The 19571-nt window shown below is 69.1% G+C and carries 19 protein-coding genes; 7 read left to right on the forward strand and 12 right to left on the reverse strand.

Annotation, left to right across the window (positions count from 1 at the left end; translation table 11 throughout):
- The first annotated feature begins 204 nt into the window (after positions 1 to 204).
- The 3 genes from ASE10_RS21330 (at position 205) to ASE10_RS21335 (ending at position 6827) form a co-directional block, all read left to right on the forward strand.
- Complete coding sequence (locus ASE10_RS21330; protein WP_162250420.1) at positions 205 to 2235, forward strand: proprotein convertase P-domain-containing protein; 2031 nt, start codon at positions 205 to 207, stop codon at positions 2233 to 2235.
- A gap of 252 nt (positions 2236 to 2487) precedes the next feature.
- A complete protein-coding gene (locus ASE10_RS21155) occupies positions 2488 to 4962 on the forward strand; it encodes a M14 family zinc carboxypeptidase (protein ID WP_056306794.1) in 2475 nt (824 codons plus the stop codon).
- Positions 4878 to 6827, forward strand: a complete 1950-nt coding sequence (locus tag ASE10_RS21335) for a M20/M25/M40 family metallo-hydrolase (RefSeq protein ID WP_082586121.1) — start codon at positions 4878 to 4880, stop codon at positions 6825 to 6827. Before ASE10_RS21155 ends, ASE10_RS21335 begins: the two co-directional genes overlap by 85 nt.
- Positions 6828 to 6973: 146 nt before the next feature.
- Here ASE10_RS21335 and ASE10_RS20325 read toward each other — a convergent pair whose 3' ends face one another.
- From ASE10_RS20325 to wrbA, 4 genes are all read right to left on the reverse strand, one after another.
- Positions 6974 to 7357 carry a hypothetical protein gene (locus ASE10_RS20325; protein WP_156087561.1) on the reverse strand — a complete coding sequence of 128 codons (384 nt, stop codon included), beginning with the start codon at positions 7355 to 7357 and terminating at the stop codon, positions 6974 to 6976.
- A gap of 331 nt (positions 7358 to 7688) precedes the next feature.
- Positions 7689 to 8174 (reverse strand): asparaginase domain-containing protein, encoded by a 486-nt coding sequence (locus ASE10_RS15195; protein ID WP_055900785.1) that lies wholly within the window; start codon positions 8172 to 8174, stop codon positions 7689 to 7691.
- Between the two features lie 179 nt (positions 8175 to 8353).
- Positions 8354 to 8695, reverse strand: coding sequence for a DUF2069 domain-containing protein (locus ASE10_RS15200; RefSeq protein WP_055900788.1), 342 nt, complete (start codon positions 8693 to 8695; stop codon positions 8354 to 8356).
- On the reverse strand, positions 8692 to 9285 hold the full coding sequence (gene wrbA, locus ASE10_RS15205; RefSeq protein WP_055900791.1) for an NAD(P)H:quinone oxidoreductase: 594 nt from the start codon (positions 9283 to 9285) through the stop codon (positions 8692 to 8694). The genes ASE10_RS15200 and wrbA overlap by 4 nt, the downstream gene beginning before the upstream one ends.
- A gap of 127 nt (positions 9286 to 9412) precedes the next feature.
- Between wrbA and ASE10_RS15210 the strand changes: the two genes are divergently transcribed.
- Genes ASE10_RS15210 through ASE10_RS15220 form a run of 3 tightly spaced genes read left to right on the forward strand, consistent with a single transcriptional unit; the run spans position 9413 to position 11579 of the window.
- The gene (locus tag ASE10_RS15210; protein ID WP_055900794.1) at positions 9413 to 10678 is read left to right on the forward strand and encodes a YihY family inner membrane protein; all 1266 of its coding nucleotides are present in this window, start codon (positions 9413 to 9415) and stop codon (positions 10676 to 10678) included.
- 5 nt (positions 10679 to 10683) lie between these two features.
- Positions 10684 to 11313 (forward strand): TlpA disulfide reductase family protein, encoded by a 630-nt coding sequence (locus ASE10_RS15215; RefSeq protein ID WP_055900916.1) that lies wholly within the window; start codon positions 10684 to 10686, stop codon positions 11311 to 11313.
- Positions 11310 to 11579 (forward strand): acylphosphatase, encoded by a 270-nt coding sequence (locus tag ASE10_RS15220; protein ID WP_055900797.1) that lies wholly within the window; start codon positions 11310 to 11312, stop codon positions 11577 to 11579. The genes ASE10_RS15215 and ASE10_RS15220 overlap by 4 nt, the downstream gene beginning before the upstream one ends.
- Positions 11580 to 11716: 137 nt before the next feature.
- Here ASE10_RS15220 and ASE10_RS15225 read toward each other — a convergent pair whose 3' ends face one another.
- Together ASE10_RS15225 and ASE10_RS20330 are read right to left on the reverse strand one after the other, a co-directional pair.
- The gene (locus tag ASE10_RS15225; protein WP_055900800.1) at positions 11717 to 12574 is read right to left on the reverse strand and encodes a DUF2145 domain-containing protein; all 858 of its coding nucleotides are present in this window, start codon (positions 12572 to 12574) and stop codon (positions 11717 to 11719) included.
- Positions 12575 to 12591: 17 nt separating this feature from the next.
- Positions 12592 to 13032, reverse strand: coding sequence for a hypothetical protein (locus tag ASE10_RS20330; protein ID WP_157481004.1), 441 nt, complete (start codon positions 13030 to 13032; stop codon positions 12592 to 12594).
- A 111-nt stretch (positions 13033 to 13143) separates the two neighbouring features.
- Between ASE10_RS20330 and ASE10_RS15235 the strand changes: the two genes are divergently transcribed.
- The gene (locus ASE10_RS15235; RefSeq protein ID WP_055900806.1) at positions 13144 to 13887 is read left to right on the forward strand and encodes a helix-turn-helix transcriptional regulator; all 744 of its coding nucleotides are present in this window, start codon (positions 13144 to 13146) and stop codon (positions 13885 to 13887) included.
- A 333-nt stretch (positions 13888 to 14220) separates the two neighbouring features.
- Here the strand turns inward: ASE10_RS15235 and ppk2 are convergent, their stop codons facing one another.
- From ppk2 to prfA, 6 genes are all read right to left on the reverse strand, one after another.
- Complete coding sequence (gene ppk2, locus ASE10_RS15240) at positions 14221 to 15012, reverse strand: polyphosphate kinase 2 (RefSeq protein ID WP_055900808.1); 792 nt, start codon at positions 15010 to 15012, stop codon at positions 14221 to 14223.
- Positions 15009 to 15377 (reverse strand): helix-turn-helix domain-containing protein, encoded by a 369-nt coding sequence (locus ASE10_RS15245; protein WP_055900811.1) that lies wholly within the window; start codon positions 15375 to 15377, stop codon positions 15009 to 15011. The genes ppk2 and ASE10_RS15245 overlap by 4 nt, the downstream gene beginning before the upstream one ends.
- A 5-nt stretch (positions 15378 to 15382) precedes the next feature.
- Positions 15383 to 15916 (reverse strand): molybdenum cofactor biosynthesis protein B, encoded by a 534-nt coding sequence (gene moaB / locus ASE10_RS15250; RefSeq protein ID WP_055900815.1) that lies wholly within the window; start codon positions 15914 to 15916, stop codon positions 15383 to 15385.
- A 127-nt stretch (positions 15917 to 16043) separates the two neighbouring features.
- On the reverse strand, positions 16044 to 17771 hold the full coding sequence (locus ASE10_RS15255; protein WP_055900818.1) for a tetratricopeptide repeat protein: 1728 nt from the start codon (positions 17769 to 17771) through the stop codon (positions 16044 to 16046).
- A 7-nt stretch (positions 17772 to 17778) separates the two neighbouring features.
- Entirely contained in the window at positions 17779 to 18234 is a 456-nt protein-coding gene (locus ASE10_RS15260; protein WP_055900821.1) for a GNAT family N-acetyltransferase, read from the reverse strand.
- A gap of 205 nt (positions 18235 to 18439) precedes the next feature.
- On the reverse strand, positions 18440 to 19522 hold the full coding sequence (prfA, locus tag ASE10_RS15265) for a peptide chain release factor 1 (RefSeq protein ID WP_055900824.1): 1083 nt from the start codon (positions 19520 to 19522) through the stop codon (positions 18440 to 18442).
- Positions 19523 to 19571: the final 49 nt, after the last annotated feature.

Here is a 19571-nt window from a genome sequence, read left to right on the forward strand (position 1 = left end):
CCCTGTTTCATCGTTCGAGCGCATCGCCGGCACATCGCGCGCTGCGGCATTGCCCGTGTCAAACACGTATCAACTCGCCGGACCTGCCGACGCCGTCGGCCGCGTTCCTACCGATTGATCCGCGCTCGCCATCGCAGGCCGCCACGGCCGGCGATTCAGAGCGGCGAGCCGGTCATGCCCTCTACTACGGATGGAGAGAGACTCATGAAACGAATGTACGGTTCCCTGGTCCTGCTGGGACTTTCCACGCTCGGCGTTGCCATGGCGGCGCCCGGCGCGCGTCCCGCGGCGTTCGACCACAGCCTCACCGCGCTCGACCGCGTCGAGATGCGCACGATGCAGGCGGTCGACGTGCCGGCATTGCAGGCCGAGGATCGCCAGCGCGAAGCGCACGATCTGCCGCCGCGTTACGCGCAATCGCTGTCCGTCGACCTGACCCCGCTCAATTCGGGCGTGTGGGAGGAAGTCGGCAACGACATGGTCTGGCGTCTGCGCGTGCAATCGCGCGGCGCGCTGTCGCTGAACTTCGGTTTCAGCGAATACAACATGCCCGCCGGCGGCCGCCTGCTGGTGTATCCGGCCAACCTGACCCGCGCCGCCGCCTCCGATCCCTCGGCGGTGCGCGTATACACCGCCGCCGACAACGAAGCCCACGGCCAGCTGTGGACGCCGATCGTCAACGGCGCCGAAGCGGTGATCGAAGTGGTGGTGCCGCGCGATCAGGCCGGCCAGCTCAAGCTGCGCCTGGCCAAGGTCGGCCACGACTACCGCGGCTTCACCCGCATGGCCCAGCAGCTGCAGTCCGATATGGTGACCGCACAGGGCACCTCGGGCAGCTGCAACGTCGACGTGGTCTGTCCGGAAGGCGACGCCTGGCGTCCGCAGATCCGCTCGGTCGCGGCGATCTCCACCGGCGGCAGCCTGTTCTGCTCGGGCAGCCTGCTCAACAACGCCGCCAACGACCACAAGATGTATTTCCTGACCGCGAACCACTGCGGCATCAGCGCTTCCAATGCGGCCTCGCTGGTCACCTACTGGAACTACCAGAACTCGACCTGCCGTGCGCCCGGCAGCACCCAGAGCGGCCAGAACGGCGACGGCTCGCTCGCCCAGACCCTGACCGGCGCCTTCCACCGTGCGTCCAACGCTGCGTCCGACTTCACCCTGGTCGAACTCGACGACGCCGCGCCCGCCGCCTACAACCTGTACTGGAACGGTTGGGACGCGCGCAGCGGCGATTTCAGCGGCGCCACCGGCATCCACCATCCCAACGTCGCCGAGAAGCGCATCAGCCACGGCACCAGCGCGACCCGCACCACCAGCTACGGCGGCGCCAACACCAATCCGACCTCGCCGGGCGACGGTTCGCACATCTTCGTGCGCTGGATCCCGGGCATCGGCGTCACCGAGGGCGGTTCCTCGGGCTCGCCCTTGTTCAGCCCCGAGAAGCGCGTGATCGGCCAGCTCCACGGCGGCCCGTCTTCCTGCAGCGCGGCCGACAACGCCAAGGCCGACTACTACGGCCGCATCTCGGTGTCCTGGGCCGGCGGCGGCAGCAACTCCACCCGTCTGAGCAACTGGCTCGATGCCGGCGGCAGCGGCGTGCAGTTCATCGACGGCCTGGACTCGTCCGGCGGCGGCAACGTCGCGCCTACGGCGAACTTCAGCTTCACCACCAGTTCGCTGACGGCGACCTTCACCGACAGCTCCACCGACAGCGACGGCACCATCGTCTCGCGTAGCTGGAACTTCGGCGACGGCGGCACCTCGACCGCGACCAACCCGACCCGCACCTATGCGGCCGCCGGGACGTACACGGTCACGCTGACGGTCACCGACGACGACGGCGCCACCAACACCAAGACCGCGTCCGTCACGGTCGGCAGCAGCGGCGTGCAGACCTACGCCAACGGCACCGACTTCGCGATCCTGGACAACGCCACGATCAACAGCCCGGTCACCGTCTCCGGCCGCACCGGCAACGGTCCCAGCAACGCTTCGATCTCGGTCACGATCACCCACAGCTACAAGGGCGATCTCAAGGTCGATCTGGTCGCGCCGGACGGCACGCTCTACAACATCCACAACCGCACCGGCGGCAGCGCCGACAACGTGATCGGCACCTTCACCAAGGACCTGACCAGCGAGCCGCTGAACGGTACCTGGAAGCTGCGCGTCAACGACAACGCCAACGCCGACACCGGCGTGCTCGACACCTGGAGCATCACGTTCTGATGCAGCACCGTCCTCTCCGGCTTCGGCCGGAGAGGACACGCCCTCGAAGGCCTTGGCCGGAGAGGACACGCCCGCGGGAGCGTCGATCCCGAACCCGGTACGTCCTCCCGCTCCCGCGCCCCACGCGCAGGGGCGGGAGCCCGCGTGCCTGAGCATTCGATCGAGCACGACCCACCCAACCCTATGGATCGGCCCAGGCCGATCGATCGGCACGTTCGCAGCGGGCCCGAGCCCGCACGCCAGGAGACCGCCATGCGCCTCGCCCACGCCGCCTTGCTGCTGCTCGCCTTCGCCGCCGCGGCCCCCGCCGCCGAAGACGAATCGGTATTCGTCACCGCCCATTACCGCGACCGCGCGCAGCTGCAGCGCATCGCCTCGCGCTTCCAGCATCTGATCGTCGACCGCGAAGCGCGCACCGTGCGCGTGGAGGCCCTGCCCGAGGACATCGCCGCGCTGCGCAGCGCCGGCTTCCGGGTCGAAGTCGACGCCGCCGCGACCGAACAGCTGCGGCGCATGCAGTCGGCGATGGCGAAGGCGCCGCTGCTGGGACCGGCCGCGATTCCCGGCTACGCCTGCTACCGCACGGTCGAAGAGACCTACACCACCATGGACGACCTGGCCGCGACCAAGCCGAACCTGGCGCGCATCGCCAACATCGGCCCGAGCTGGCAGAAGAGCCGCGACGCCGCCACCGGTTACGAGATGAAGGTGCTGCGGCTGAGCAACACCGCCACCGACGCGGCGCTGCCGAACAAGCCGACCATGGTGGTGTTTGGTTCCATCCACGCCCGCGAGTACACCCCGGCCGAACTGCTCACGCGCTTCGCCGAATGGCTGGTCAACGGCTACGGCAACGACGCCGAGGCGACCTGGCTGATGGACAACTTCGCCTTCCAGCTGGTGCTGCAGGCCAATCCAGACGGCCGCAAGAAGGCCGAGGCCGGCGCGTCCTGGCGCAAGAACACCGACAACCTCAACGGCAGTTGCAGCGCCTCGTCCTACGGCATCGATCTCAATCGCAATTTCCCCTTCCACTGGAACAGCGCCGCCGGCGGTTCCAGCGGCAACGCCTGCGCCGAAACCTATCGCGGCCCGGCCAGCTCGTCGGAACCGGAGACCCAGAACCTGGTGCGCCTGGTCGCCGGTACCCGCAACGCCAGCGGCGTCTACACCGGCGGCCTGTTCCCGGACCGCCGCGGCGACGCGATCGGCAGCGCCGCGCCCGACGACTACCAGGGCCTGTTCTTCGACATCCACAGCTATTCGCAACTGGTGCTGTGGTCCTGGGGCGACACCACCACGCCGGCGCCGAACAGCGCGCCGCTGCAGACCCTGGGTCGGCGCCTGGCCTACTTCAACAACTACCGTCCGCAGCAGTCCAACGAGCTCTACGCCACCGACGGCACCACCGACGACACCATGTACGGCCTGCTCGGCGTGCCCAGCTACACGATCGAGCTCGGTGTGGCGTTCTTCGAAAGCTGCTCGACTTTCCAGAGCTCGACCTTGCCCAACAACCTGCGCGCGCTGCGCTACGCCGCGCGCAACCTGTACGCGCCGTACCAGTATCCGTCCGGGCCCGATACCCAGACCGTCGGCGCTTCGGCCGCGAGCGTGCCGGCCGGAACCCCGGTGACGATCACCGCCACCATCAGCGACGCGGCCTACAACCAGAGCAACGGCAGCGAGCCGGTGCAGAACATCGCCTCCGCGCGCGCCTACCTCGACGCGCCGCCCTGGGCCGCCGGTGCGGTGCCGATAGCGATGAACGCCAGCGACGGCAGCTACAACGCCAGCACCGAATCGGTGACGATCGCGGTGCCGACCACGGGCCTCAGCCCCGGCGCGCACATCGTCTATGTCCAGGCGACCGACGCCGCCGGCAAGCCCGGCACGCCCAATGCGGTGCGTTTCACCGTCACCGGCAGCGGCGGCAACGCGCCGCCGGTGGCGAACTTCAGCGCTGCGGTCAGCGGCCTGAGCGTGGCCTTCACCGACAGCTCCAGCGACGGCGACGGCAGCATCGTCTCGCGCAGCTGGAACTTCGGCGACGGCAGCAGCTCGACCGCGACCAACCCGAGCAAGACCTACGGCGCCGCCGGCACCTACTCCGTCACGCTGACGGTGACCGATGACGACGGCGCCACCAATACCAAGACTGCGGCGGTCATCGTCGGCACCTCCGGCGCGCAGACCTACAGCAACGGCACCGACTACGCGATCAACGACAACGCCACCGTCGACAGCCCGATCTCAGTGACCGGCCGCACCGGCAATGCTGCACAGCTACAAGGGCGATCTGAAGGTCGACCTGGTCGCGCCCGACGGCACGCTCTACAACATCCACAACCGCAGCGGCGGCAGCGCCGACAACGTGGTCGGCACGTTCATCAAGGACCTGAGCAGCGAGCCGCTCAACGGCACCTGGAAGCTGCGCGTCAACGACAACGCCAGCGCCGACACCGGCACCCTCGACAGCTGGAGCATCACCTTCTGACCGTGCACGCGCGCCGTTCCGGCCGCGGCCGGAGCGGCGTCGCCGCATCGTCGCCCGCGCGGCCGGGGCGACCCCCGGTTCCGGCCGTTCTTCCGTCGCGCCCCTCGCTGCTCGATCCCGGGCGCATCCACCAGGAGTCGCACCCATGCACGCCGCTGCTATCAAACCCGCTTCTATCAAGCCCGCTTCCGCCCCGTTGCCCGCGCTGCTCGCGCTGGCACTCGCCCTGACCGCCGCACCCGCGCTCGCGCAGACCGCGCACGACCACGACCACGACCACGTCCGTCCCGCCGACGCCAGCGACGATCCGTTCGCGCCCGTCTATGTGGTCACGTCGCGCGAAACCTTCGATGCCGGGGTCAAGACCCTGGCGCGCCAATCCAGCGCCGTAGTCGGCGCCACCGGTGCGCCGCTGGTGATCTCGGAAGTGAAGACCCATCAACTGACCGACATCACCCGCCACGTGCACGAGAAGGAACGCCGTTGCGGCGGCTACTTCGCCTTCTCCAGCCGCGCCGAAGCCGAAGCCTTCGTGCGCAGCGACCGCAGCGCGCAGGCGATGGCCGGCAAGTTCCTGGCCGCCTACACCATCGACAACCAGGCCACGGTCACGCCCTGGCTGGGTCAGGTCGGCGAGAGCAACATCCGCTCCACCATCAGCCACCTGTCCACCCAGTACCCGAACCGCTACTACGCCTCGACCACCGGCCGCACCTCGGCCGAGTGGATTCGCAGCACCTGGCTGGGCCTGGCCAACGGCCGCAGCGACGTCAGCGCCGAGCTCTACACCGGTTGCACGACCTGTTCGACCCAGCCTTCGGTGATCCTGACCATCCAGGGCACCGATCTGCCGAACGAAGTCGTGGTGCTGGGCGCGCACCTGGATTCGATCTCCAACTCCGGCAGCGGCAACGCCATGAACGCGCCCGGCGCCGACGATGACGCCTCCGGCATCGCCACCCTCACCGAAGTGCTGCGCATCGCCATGGCCAGCGGCTACAAGCCCAAGCGCACGGTCAAGTTCATGGGCTATGCGGCCGAGGAAGTCGGCCTGCGCGGTTCCAAGGCCATCGCGACCTCGTACCAGAGCCAGGGCGTCAACGTGGTCGCGGCGCTGCAGCTGGACATGACCAACTACCGCACCAGCTCCGATCCGCACGTCAAAGTGATTACCGACTACTCCAACGCCGGCATGGTCCAGTTCCTGCAGGACCTGTTCACCTCCTACATGGGCGGCAGCGGCCTCAACCTGGTCACCGAGGCCTGCGGTTACGGTTGCTCCGACCATGCCTCCTGGACCGCGGCCGGCTATCCGTCGGCGATGTATCACGAGGGCCGGCTGTTCCCGAACCTGCACACCTCCGGCGACACCCTGGCCAACATGGGCAACTCGGCGACCAACAGCGTGCCGTTCGCGAAGCTGGGCCTGGCCTTCCTCGGCGAAGCGGCCAAGACGGCGAGCGGGGGGCCTAGCAACAACGCGCCGGTGGCGAACTTCAGTTCCTCGGTTTCGGGCCTGACCGCGACCTTCAGCGACAGCTCCAGCGACAGCGACGGTTCCATCGTCTCGCGCAGCTGGAACTTCGGCGACGGCAGCACCTCGACCGCGACCAACCCGAGCAAGACCTACGGCGCCTCCGGCACCTACACGGTCGCGCTCACCGTCACCGACGACGACGGCGCCAGCAACACCAAGACCGCATCGGTCACGGTGAACGGCAGCGGCGCGCAGACCTACAGCAACGGCACCGACTACGCGATCAACGACAACGCCACCGTCAACAGCCCGATCTCGGTGACCGGCCGCACCGGCAATGCACAGCTACAAGGGCGATCTGAAGGTCGACCTGGTCGCGCCCGACGGCACGCTCTACAACATCCACAACCGCAGCGGCGGCAGCGCCGACAACGTGATCGGCACCTTCACCTTCAACCTTTCCAGCGAAGCCCTCAACGGGACCTGGAACCTGCGCGTGAACGACAACGCCAATGCGGACACCGGCCGCATCGACAGCTGGAGCATCACCTTCTGAGGCAAGGGCAGGGCGGGCCGCCGCGGCGGCCCGTCCCGCGTGCGCGGTGCGAGGGCCGTTGAGCCACTAGCCTCTAGGCCTGATCGACGAGGCATGCAGCCTAGCCCGAAAGCCCTAAATCTCCGTACTGGACCAGGACTTGCTTGATGGACAGCATGCCGCTGCCTAACGCATCGAGCCGCGAAGCGGTTTCGGTTTGAATGAATTGTTAGGTGCCATCTGTCGGAATATGAAGCGGTTGGCACACATTGCCGACTTTAAGCGACAACAGTCGATCCGTTGCCAGCGCGAACAGCTTGGCGCCAATGTGGTCGGCATCTGGACTGAGGGTGGCAGCGGCAGGGAGATAGATAACCTGTCCGTTCTCCGAGACGCTGCCTGAGCCGACAGGAGCTCCAGCGATCACGAAAATCTGCACGGTACGCGGGTCGTTATCCGGAAGAGTCTCCAGCGTTGCGTCCGGGGTGACCATGGGCTGGATGGACTTTAGCAACGCAACTCGCTCCGCCTGGCAATCAATCGAGGAGGTTGATGGAGAAGGCGGAGTTCCAGCGCCCGTGATGATCAACGCTACGAGTATCAGTGTGGTCATTGCGGCACCTGATGTTTGAGTGGGCCCAACTGCGGTACTGACATGGACCTCATGCCCGTTCCGCGAATTTTTACGGTCGCGGAGATTTCTATTGCTGGACTCTGGAATATGCCCGGCAGGGCAGAGCTGTCCCTCGATCCGAAAACGGGGTGTGACTCGGGTTTTGGCAAGCCGACCAAGGCTTGTCAATCAAACTGTTCCTGCCCATCGCAAAGGTTTGCAGCAAGAATAAAGCGCCGCTTATGCGCGATCTGCGCGCGCATCTCGCTGCGAAAAAACGGCCGTATCGGATTCGTTCCGCGCCGACGCTGGGGCAATGTGAGCGTGCGGCTCAGATCGCCTCGAAGCGATTGGCGGCGACGTTCTTGCGGACCTTGTTCGGGTCCCAGATCAGGCCGTTCATGGCGATGTACACGCCCGGCGGCAGCGACTGCACCGCGCCGACCGCGCAGCCGACGTTGAACTCGGCATCCGAGCCGCGGAAGCGCGCCGGGCTCAGTGCGCCGGTCAGGACGATGGTCTTGTCGGTCAGCGCGGCCAGCACCTTGGCGGTCTCGACCATGGTGTCGGTGCCGTGGGTGATCAGCACGTGCTTGGCCGGCTGCGCGGCGATCGCGGCGCGGATCAGCTCGCGGTCGTCGTTGGTTATGTGCAGCGAGTCCTTGCGGATGATCGGGATCACGTTGAACTGGAAGGTCACGCCCAGCTCGCGCAGGATGCCGCCGATCTGCGGCTCGCCGATCTGGTAGTCGGACTTGTCGTCGAAGTAGATCTTGTCGATCGTGCCGCCGGTGGTGACGATGCAGAGCTGGTCCATCGAAGCTGGGTCGCGAGGCTGGGGTCCGCGCAATTATAGGCCCGCGCACCGTCACCCTGTGGGAGCGGCGTAAGCCGCGATCGAAGGCCCGCGCCGTGGCGCAGCCGCGCGGGTGCCCGATCGCGGCTTACGCCGCTCCCACAGACAGCGCGGCGGTTGCCGGCGCAGGAGTAGTGCGTTCAGACCGCGGGCTTGCCGCCGAACCGCGACTTCAAGCCCGGCAGGCTCGCGGCGAACACCACGATCACGGCCAGGATCAGTTCAGTCCAGGCGTACAGGCGTTCGGGCGGGCGCGAATAGGCCACCATCACCCCATGGCTGAACCAGGCCAGCGCCAGCACCGCCGACCAGAAGCCGGCGCGCGGGTTGCCGCGCAGCACGCCCAGCGCAAGCCAGGCCGGCGGCAGCGCGAACACCGCCAGCGCGCCCCAGGCCGGCGGCGTACGGCCGCCGAACCACAGCGCGTACAGCGCGACCAGGCCGATCAGCGCCAGCGCCAGGACCTTGCGCGGCAAGCTCATCGGCTCACCTTGAGGGTCAGTTCGGCCACGCGCCGGCCGAGCACGCGCGCCAGCCGCGCCTCGTCCTCGCTGGGCTGCGGGTCGTCCTGGCTGCCGGCGACGTGGCTGGCGCCGTAGGGCGTGCCGCCGCCGCGGGTGCTGCTGAGCGTGGGTTCGGTGTAGGGAATGCCGAGGATCACGCAGCCGTGGTGCAGCAGCGGCACCATCATCGTCAGCAGGGTCGATTCCTGGCCGCCGTGCTGGGTCGCGGTCGAGGTGAATACCGCGGCCGGCTTGCCGACCAGGGTGCCGCTGGCCCACTCCGCGCCCAGGCCGTCCAGCCAGTGCTTCATCGGCGCGGCCATGTTGCCGAAGCGGGTCGGGCTGCCCAGGACCAGCCCGGCGCATTCGACCAGGTCGCGCGATTCCACATAGGGTGCGCCGTCTTCGGGCACCGGCGGTGCCGCGGTCTGGGTCACGGCGGCGACCGGAGGCACCGTGCGCAGCCGCGCCTGCACGCCCTCGACCTCGCCGATGCCGCGCGCGATCTGGCGCGCCAGCCGCGCCACCGATCCGCCGCGGCTGTAGTAGAGCACCAGAACTTCGGTCATCGCATTCTCCTGTTGCGGGTAAGCATAGTGGCTGCGCGGCCGCGCTTGCGAGCCAGCCGGCTTCCGCCCCGCCCGAACGCGATCCCTGCATGCCCTGCGCACGCGCCATCGGTTACCCTCCGGGGCGATGGAACCGCTGAACACGATCAATCGCTGGGGCGACCGCATGCGCGACCGCGCACGCGTCGGCACCTTCTTCCGTTTTCTGGCCCGGCGCTTCCTCGACGACAACCTGTTCCAGGCCGCCGGCGCGCTGTCCTACACCACCGTGTTCGCCCTGGTGCCGCTGTCGATGGTGGTGTTCGGGGTGCTGTCGGCGTTCCCGGTGTTCGGCGAATGGAGCGACCGCCTCAGCGACTATGTGTTCTCCAACTTCGTGCCCTCGGCGGCGCGCTCGGTCGAGGCCAGTCTCAAGCAGTTCTCGGCCAACATCGGCCAGCTCACCGCGGCCGGCGTGATCGCCCTGGTGGTGTCGCTGCTGATCACGCTCAACGGGGTGGAGACGACTTTCAACCGGATCTGGCGGGTCAAGGCGGCGCGGCCCCAGGTCGGGCGCTTCCTGGTCTATTGGACCGTGCTGACCCTGGGGGCGCTGATGGCCGCGGCCAGCCTGGCGGTGTCGGCCAAGTTCTTCTCGATGGAGGTGTTCGCGACCCAGCCCGGACGGTGGCTGGAGCGCGTGTTGCTGCAACTGGCGCCGGTGGCGATCGAATGGCTGGCATTCGCCGCCATCTACCGCGTGGTCCCGCACCGCACGATCCATTGGCGCCATGCCTTCGCCGGCGCGCTGCTGGCGGCGACGCTGTTCGAGTTGGTGAAGTGGGGCATCGGCCTGTACCTGGGCAGCTTCGGCTCCTATTCCAAGATCTACGGCGCGTTCGCGGCGGTGCCGATCTTCCTGCTGTGGATCTACCTGAGCTGGATCGCGGTGCTGCTGGGCGCGTCGCTGGCGTCGTCGATCTCGGCCTTCCGTTACCAGCCCATCGCCATGCGCCTGCCGCTGGGCTTCGAGATGTACGGGCTACTGCGCTTGCTGGCGCGCTTCAACGAGGCCCGCACCGAAGGCCGCGGTTTGCACAGCGACGAAATCCAGCAGCTCGAGCCCATGCTCACCGACACCCTGGTCCAGCAGATGCTGTCGCAGCTATGCCAGATCAACGTGGTCGCGCGCGCCGAGACCGGCGAATGGCTGCTGTCGCGCGATCTCGACGACCTGTCGCTGGGCGAACTCTACGAAGCCTGCAGCCTGCGCATCCCGATCGCCGAAGCCATGCTGCCCTGCCGCGACGATTCGCTGGGCCGCTCGGCGGTCGCCGCCATGGACGAACTGCGCATTCCCTTGCGCGACCTGCTCAAACGCCGCGTTTCCACCATCCACGCCGACCAGGAATGAAACCGATGACGTTACGCCGCCTTGCCCCGATCCTTGCGCTGTCGTTGCTGACCGTCGCGCTCGCGGGCTGCAACAAACCGGCGCCGACGCCCGAGCCCAAGGTCGAGGCGCCCGCGCCCAAGCCGCCCGTCGAAGCGCCGGCGCCGGCGCCGGCCGAGCCGGCCGCTGCCGAAGCCGCGGCCGCCAAGCCCGGCGCCGTGCCGGAGCTGAAACTGCCGACCTTGGACAACGGCGAGTTCGACCTGGCCGCGCATCGCGGCAAATGGGTGGTGGTGAACTTCTGGGCGACCTGGTGCGCGCCCTGCCTGAAGGAAATGCCGGAACTGTCGGCGATGGATGCGATGCGCGAGCACATCGAAGTGATCGGCCTGGCCTACGAGGAAATCGACGCGGCCGACATGCGCGCGTTCCTGAAGAAGCGTCCGGTGGTCTACCCGATCGCGATCGTCGACACCTACGACCCGCCCAAAGCCTTCGACACCCCGCGCGGCCTGCCGACCACCTATCTGGTAGGCCCCGACGGCAAGATCGTCGACAAATTCATGGGCCCGGTGACCGCGACCATGATCGAAGGCGCGATCGCCAAGGCCGGCGGCCCGGCCGCGCCCGCGGAGGCGAAGCCGAGCCGGTCGTGAGCGCGGCGCGCTACTACATCGGCGGCAAGGTCCAGGGCGTGTGGTTCCGCGCCAGCACGCGCGAACAGGCGCTGGCGCTGGGCCTGCGCGGCTACGCGCGCAATCTCGCCGACGGCCGGGTCGAGGTGCTGGCGGCCGGCGACGATGCGGCGTTGGCGACGCTCGAGGCCTGGCTGCGGCGCGGGCCGGCCAACGCCCGCGTCGACCATCTCGAACGCGAGCAGGCGCACGAGGACGAGGCCGGCGGCGGTTTCGTCTGCGGTTGAGGCGTAGCGATCCCGGCCGATCGCAAGATCGTTCCCGCCCGCTTTCTGTGGGAGCGGTGTAAGCCGCGATCGCATGGTCGCGGATCGCAACGCTGGCAGCCGACCGCGGCTCACGCCGCTCCCACAACGGTCTGGGCTCACGCCGGGCCGGGCCGCACCATCAATCGCCCGTTGCGCCACTCGCGCTGTTCGCTCGCATAGCCGCGCCGCTGCAGGTAGTCGAAGATCGAACGCACCGTGACGACCGGGTAGTCGCCGGACAAGCGCGTGCCGACCGGATGATCGGTGAAGGCTGCGTTGGCCGAGAACAGGCCGCCGAGCACGCGCTTGGAATAGGGGATATGCACGCGGTCCGGCCGGAAGCCGTCGCGCTGGGCCCAGGCGTAGGCGCTGCGGCGGTCGCCCATGGTCGCGGCGTCGTTCGCGCTCGCGGCCAGCAGTTCCAGCACCCAGGCGGTGGAGTTCTGATAGTCGTCGCTGCCCGGGCGCGCGATCAGGCTGTAGTGCGGCTGGTGCAGGCTGCGCTGCGGCAGCGCGCGCAATCGCGTCGCCAGGCGCTCGGCCTGCGCCGGCTGCAGCCAGACGATGCGTGCGTCCTGGTTGACCAGGTCGTCGCTGAAGAAATTGACCAGGCCCTGGGCGTAGAGGTTAGAACGGTCGCTGCCGCATTCGTTGAGCAGATGGACCGCGGTCCAGCGGCCATTGGAGTGATCGCGCACCACGAAGCCGACATGGCTGTAGACCAGGCCCTGCGCCGACAAGTCGGTGCCGACCCGCGCGACCAAGGCCACCGGCGCATCGCGTTCGTCCAGCGCGGCGGCCACGCGCAACGCGGTGGCCGCGGCCGCGGCGACCTTCTCGGCCGACACGGTCTGTGCGTCGCAGCGGGTGCCGGCTTCGGCTCGCGGCGCGCCGAAGGCGATCAGCACGATCGCGGTCGGCAGGATCGCGGTCAGGACGAGGTGGCGCCAGATCGGCCGTGCTTCAGCTCGCATGGGATTACGCTCCTCGCTCAGTCGATACGTTGGCTGTGCAGCAACTCTCGCGCCCGCTCGTTGGGAACGAAGCACAGCGCGTGGCCGCCGGCGCTGAGCAGCCAGCCGGCCGCGACCACGCTGACCGCGACCGCCTGACCGACGTGCAGGCCCAGTTCCTTGGCCGCTTGCGCCGACAGGTAGACCACGAAGGACGCGCCGACCCCGACCGCCGACACCGTGACCGCCACGCCCTGGGCGCTGGCGGCGACGCCGGTGACCGAGAACTTGGCGCCTTCCGACAACGCTAGCGCGACCGCGGCCGGGACTTCGACCGAAGCGGCGAGGCTGGCCTCGGACTGGCGACTGGCGGCGTCGGACTGGATGGCCGCAAAAGCTGGCGTCCCAGCCAGCAGGCCAGCGGCGGCCGAAACGACCAGGACGAGGGGGAAACTCCAGCGTGGGACGTTCCTAGGCATCGCGCTTGCTCATCAGGGTCTGGGGACACGCTGGCCAGCGCCGCGAGCGTTTGCAACGCGCATCGGCGGGGTGGCTCCCGTCGCGCTGCCGGGTAGCGTATTTTTATACCCATGGCCCTGTCCCTAGAACTCGTCGACGCCCTCAAACGTTTCCTGCGCGCGCAGGACCTCACTTACCGCGACCTGGCGACCCGGCTGAAGCTCAGCGAGGCCGCGGTCAAACGCATGTTCTCCAAGCGCGCCATGAGCCTGGAGCGGCTGGAGCAGATCTGCGACGTGCTGGATGTCGGCCTGGCCGAACTCAGCGCCGAAGCCGCGCGCGGGCGCAAGGCCATGGCCGAGCTCAGCGAGGCCCAGGAGCAGGCCCTGGTCGACGAGCCGGCGCTGCTGCTGGCCGCGTTCCTGACCCTCAATCGCTGGAAGCAGGAGGACGTGCAGGAGCACTTCCTGTTCGACGACGCGCAGTGGACCCGACTGCTGGTGCGGCTGGACCGGCTCGGCATCATCGAACTGATGCCCGGCAACCGCGGCCGCCCGCTGACCGCGCGCAACTTCCGCTGGCGCGCCGACGGGCCGATGGAACGGTATTTCCGGCTGAACCTGCTCGGCGATTTCTTCGCCGACCCCTTCGACGGCGAACAGGACGTGCTGTTGCTGCTCAGCGGCAGCCTGAGCATCGCCGGCATCCGCCAGCTCAAGCAGCGCCTGGGCGAGGTCGCGCGCGAATTCGACTCGCTGCTGGCGCGCGATGCCGCGCTGAGCGCGCGGGATCGGGTCGGCGTGAGCCTGGTGCTGGCGCAGAAGCCGTGGCTGCTGCAGCTGTTCCAGCCGTATCGGCGGTCGCAGGCGGGCTAGCTGAAGAGGGTCGAGAGGTTGAGAGGTTGAGAGGTTGAGAGGTTGAGAGGTTGAGAGGTTGAGAGGTTGAGAGGCGGGAGGGTTCGTCGGTAAGGCGATCGCGGCTCACGCCGCTCCCACAGACAGCGGCCGCGCCTCATGTGGGAGCGACGTGAGTCGCGATGATGGAATGCGAACGGCCGCGCCGCTTCGATTGCGTCGCGCATTCGATGGGGTCACGCGGTTTTGCGATGTTTCGCGGTCGCGGCTCACGCCGCTCCTACCCCAGGCGGGGCGGTTGTGGGGTAGGAGCGACGTGAGTCGCGACCGTCCAGCGCGAACGGCCGCGCGGTTTCACTTCTTCTTGCTGGCCGCCGGCTTGTTCGGAATCGGCTTGAGCGCGCCGTAGCGCTCTTTTTTAGGCTTACCCGGCAGCGGCGGGAATTCCAGCGTGCTTTCCGGCAGCTTGTGCTCCGGCGCGCGCGACAGCAGGTCGCGGATCAGGCTCAGGCGGCCCTGGCGCTGGTCGTTGAAATCGACCAGGGTCCACGGCGCGTGCTTGCTGTGGGTGGCCGCGAGCATGGCTTCGCGGGCGCGGGTGTAGTCGTCGTAGTGCTTGCGCGCCTCGACATCGATCGACGACAGCTTCCAGCGCTTGAGCGGGTCGGCCAGGCGTTCGGCGAAACGTTCCTCCTGCTCGGCCTGGTCGCAGCACAGCCAATACTTGAACAGGACGATGCCGTCGTCGGTGAGCAGCTTCTCGAACGCGGGCGCCTGCTTGAGGAAGGCGGCGACCTGATCGGGCTTGGCGAAACCCATCACCTGCTCGACGCCGGCGCGGTTGTACCAGCTGCGGTCGAACAGCACGATCTCGCCGGCCGCGGGCAGGTGCGGCACGTAGCGCTGGAAATACCACTGGGTGCTTTCGCGGTCGTTGGGCTTGGGCAGGGCGACGACATGGCACTGGCGCGGGTTGAGGTGCTCGGTGATGGTGTTGATCGCGCCGCCCTTGCCGGCGGTGTCGCGGCCCTCGAACAGGATGACGATGCGGCGGCCGCTGTGCTGGACCCAGCGCGCGACATCGGCCAGTTCCAGCTGCAGCGCTTCGAGCTGGGCTTCGTAGTCCTTGCGCTTGAGCTTGCTCATCGCTGGGCCTTCTTCTTGGCCGGCGCGCGCGCCGGGCGGCTGCGCTTGGTGCCGGCCATCGCGGTGGCGACTTCGAGCAAGGCGCCTTGTTGGGTGGTGTTGAGCGCGCGGTAGGCGGCGAGCAGGTCGTGCTCGCCCTGGGTGCGGGCCGGGTCGAAGGTGCTGGCCAGCTCCGACAGCAGCGCGCCCGCGGGCACGCCGAAGGTGCGGGCGAGCGCGTCGAGCTGGTCCTTGCCGGGCAGCTTTTCGCCCTGCAGCCAGGCGCTGACCGTGGCCACGCCGGCGCGCGGGATCGCGGTGGCGATGTCGGCGGCGTTCATGCCGCGGGCCTTGGCGAGCAGTCGCAAGGTGGTACCTAGCGGCATGGCGATCACTCCTTGTGAGCGGGTTCGAGCAAACGGGGACGCAGGGTGGCGAGATTGCAGGGCCGGGTGCGCGCGTCGAGCTGGGCGCGGATGATCTTTTCCCAGGCGGTGCGGCAGGCCGAGGTCGAGCCCGGCAGGCAGAACACGAAGGTGGCGTTGGCCAGGCCGGCGAAGGCGCGCGACTGCAGGGTCGAGGTGCCGATCTCGTCGAAGCTGAGCGAGCGGAACAGCTCGCCGAAACCGGGCATTTGCTTGTCCAGCAAGGGCAGCAGCGCTTCGGGCGTGGAGTCGCGGCCGGTGAAGCCGGTGCCGCCGGTGACCAGCACGCCGTCGATCTCGGGGTCGGCGATCCACTGCGATACCGCCGCGCGCAGGCGGTAGCGGTCGTCGGGCAGCAGCCGGCGCTCGCCGAGGCGGTGGCCGGCCTCGCTCAGCGACTGCACCAGGTAGTCGCCGGAACTGTCTTCGGCCAGGGTGCGCGAGTCCGATACGGTCAGCACGCACAGTCGCAAGGGAATGAAATCGCGTTCTGCGGTCATGCGGCGAAGCCTAGCGCAATCGTGGTGGAGAGGGGGCGGCGCGAGTGCGCGGGCGGTCGGCGGGCGTGGTCGCGGTTTGCGCCGCTCCTGCCCCAAAGCCTTGTTTCGGCGGATGCGAAAGAGCCGTTCAACGCGCTGCGAGCTCGAACGGCGCCGGCGGCAGCCTGCATCGATGCCGCTGCGCCATGGTCGCGACGGCGGCAGCGAAATCGAGCGCGAAGCCGGCCATGTCGAACAGGCCGCTGTCGGTGCGCCGTTGCGCCAGTTCGGCGCGCAGGGCGGTCAGCGCGGCGCGGTCGCGGCCCAGCGCGATCGCGCGGGCGATGAAGGCCGCATCGTCGTCGACATTCATGCTGGTCAGGCCGAGGTGGTGGTTCAGGCTGCCGGCGACGCGCGCGGCGAAGGTCGCGCCGGGGCGGGTCAGCACCGGGCAGCCGGCCCAGAGCGCGTCGGAGGCGGTGGTGTGGGCGTTGTAGGGCTCGGTGTCCAGGAACAGATCGGCCTGTTGCAGCCGCGCCAGATAGTCGGCGTGCGGCTGCTTGGGCATGAACACCAGCCGTTGCGGCGCCACGCCCTGCGCCTGCGCGAACGCGCGCAGGCGCGCGTCGGCCTCGCCCGGGCCGGACAACAACCACAGCACGCTGTCCGGCACCTCGCGCAGCACCGCCAGGGCCCGGCCCATGCTGCGCGGGTTGAGCTTGTAGCTGTTGTTGAAGCAGGCGAACACGGTGCCGGTGTCGGGCAGGCCGCAGGCGGCGCGCGGCGGCGGCGGCGGAATCGCGCGCGCGGTGTCGGAGGGCTGGAAGCAGCGCGGCAGCCAGGCCACGGCCTCGCTGTAATGCGGCGCCATCCCGTCGGGCAGGGCATAGCGGTCGGCGAGCACGTAGTCGATCCAGGGTGCGCCCGAAGTGCCGGGGTAGGCCAGCCAATTGACCTGCACCGGCGCCGGCCGCAGCGCGAGGGCTTCCGGCACGCCGCCGCCGCCCCAGCCGCGCAGGTCGAACAACACCTCGATGCCGACGCCGCGGATCGCCGCGGCGACCTGCGCGTGCGGGCGCTGCGAGACGTCGTGCAGCGTATGCGCGGCCGCGCGCAGGCGTTGCCGCACCGGGCCGCCGTCGTCGCCGTTGAGCGCGAACAGGTGCAGCTCCAGGCCGGGCTGCGACTTCAGCGCCTCGAATAATGCAACCGTGAGCAGGCCGGTCGGATGCGCGCCGAAACCGTTGGACAGGAAACCTGCGCGGACCGGCGCGTCGTCGTCGGCGCGCGCGGCCGCCGCGGGCAAGGGGCGCACCGCGCGCGCGATCTCGGCCGCGCGCAAATGCGCGCAGCGCAGTTGCTCGGCGGCGTCGGCGTCTTCGCTGAGGAAGGCGAACGGTTCCACCGCGGCGCGGCCGGCCGCGACCGCATCGCGGACCTGGCGCGACAGCGCGTCGAGATCGCGCCAGTCGCAGAGCTTGCGGCGCCAGGCCAGCAGATACGCGGCCAGCTGCGGTTCGTCGGGCGCGAGCGCGTGCGCACGGGCGTAGGCCTGCGAGGCGGCCTCGGCTTCGCCGGCGTCTTCCAGGGCGTGCCCCAGCCAGACCGCGATGCCGGGGTGGTCGGGCGCATTGCGCGCGGCCTCGCGCAGGCTCGCGACGGCGTCCTCGCGCCGGCCCAGCATCCATTGCGCGCGGCCCAGTCGCGCCAGCGCTTCGGGATGGCCGGGGCGCAGGCTCAGCGCGCGTTGCGCCGCGCTCGCGCCGGCCGCGGCGTCGCCGGCGTCGAGCTCGTGTTCGGCCAGCACGATCCAGGCGATCGCATCGCCCGGATTGCGTTGCAGGGCCAGGCGCAGTTCGGCGCGCGGGTCGTTCAAAGCCGGCTCAGGCCGCGGTCAACGGCAGGTGGTAGCGCAGGGTGCCGTCGTAGCGCTGCCAGCCGCCGGCGTCGTACAGCGCCTGCGCAGTCGCGTTGTCGGGATTGGTTTCCAGTTCCAGGCGCACCGCACCGTCGGCGCGGGCGAAGCCGGCCGCGGCGTCCAGCAGCGCCTGGGCGACGCCGCGGCGGCGCGCGTCGGCGTTCACGAACAGGTCGTTGAGCACCCACACCCGCGCCGCGCGCACCGAGGAGAACGTCGGATAGAGCTGGGTGAAGCCGACCGGCGCGGCGTCGAGTTCGGCCAGGAACACCGCCGACTCGTCGCGCTGCAGACGCTGGGCGATGAAGGCGCGCGAGGCGTCTTCGTCGTAACGCTGCGTATAGAAGTGCCGGTAGCGGTCGAACAGCGGTGCGAGCGCGTCGAGGTCGTCGAGACTGGCGCGGCGGACGGTGGGGCTCATGGGCGATCGATCCGGCGAGGGAGGTCGGATTATGGCGCTCGGGGTGCGGGGCGTCATCGCGGGAGTGGGGCAGCCCTCACCCCAACCCCTCTCCCGCAGGCGGGAGAGGGGCTAAGCAGCATCGGGGAGGGATAGATGGCGTGTTCTCGCCATCCCTTCTCCCGCTCGCGGGAGAAGGTGCCAGCAGGGCGGATGAGGGCCGCTCTTAATCCGAAGTCAATCGCGCCAGCTCATCGGCCTGATGCTCCTGCATCAGCCGCGCGACCAGCGCATCCAGATCGCCCGCGATCACGTTCGGCAGGTCGTACAAGGTCAAACCTTCGACGCGGTGGTCGGTGATGCGGCCTTGCGGGAAGTTGTAGGTGCGGATGCGCTGGCTGCGGTCGCCGCTGCCGACCTGCAGCTTGCGGGTCTCGGCCTGGGCGGCCGCGGCCTTGGCGATCTGGGCCTCGGCCAGCATCGCCTTCAGCCGCTTCATCGCCTTGTCGCGGTTGGCGTGCTGGCTGCGCTCGGTCTGGCTTTCGACCACGATCCCGCTGGGGGCGTGGGTGATGCGGATCGCCGAGTCGGTCTTGTTGACGTGCTGGCCGCCGGCGCCGGAGGAGCGGAAGGTGTCCACGCGCAGATCGGCGGGGTTGATCTCGATCGGTTCGCCCTCGGGCTCGACCGGGATGATCGCCACCGTCGCCGCCGAAGTGTGGATGCGGCCCTGCGATTCGGTGTCCGGCACGCGCTGGACCCGATGCGTGCCGGATTCGAACTTGAGCCGCGAATACGCGCCGCGGCCTTCGACCCGGGCGATGACTTCCTTGAAACCGCCGTGCTCGCCGGCGCTGGAGGATTCGATCTCGACCTTCCAGCCCTGGCGTTCGGCGTAGCGTGCGTACATGCGGAACAGGTCGCCGGCGAAGATCGCGGCCTCGTCGCCGCCGGTGCCGGCGCGCACTTCCAGATACAGGTCGCCCTCGTCGCGCGGGTCCTTGGGGATCAGGTGGGCGAGCAGTTCGGTGTCCAGGGTCTGCAGGCGTTCGCGCGCGGCGGCGATTTCTTCCTCGGCCAGTTCGCGCAGTTCCGGATCGCCGCGCATGGCCTCGGCCGCGGCCAGGTCGGCCTTGGCGCGGGCCTCATCGGCCAAGGCGGTCGCGACCGGTTCCAGCTGGGCGAATTCGCGCGAGAACTTGCGGAAGCGCTCGGCGTCGCCGATCACGCCCGGGTCGGCGAGCATGCGTTCGAGTTCCTCGCGACGCTCGGCGAGGGCTTCCAGTTTGCGGCGCAGGGTCGGGGTCATGGGAGCCGGGGTTCGGAGTGTGGGATTCGGATCGGCGAAGCGAACGACG

The sequence above is a fragment of the Lysobacter sp. Root76 genome, assembly GCF_001428685.1.
In the GTDB taxonomy this organism is placed as follows: Bacteria; Pseudomonadota; Gammaproteobacteria; order Xanthomonadales; family Xanthomonadaceae; genus Lysobacter.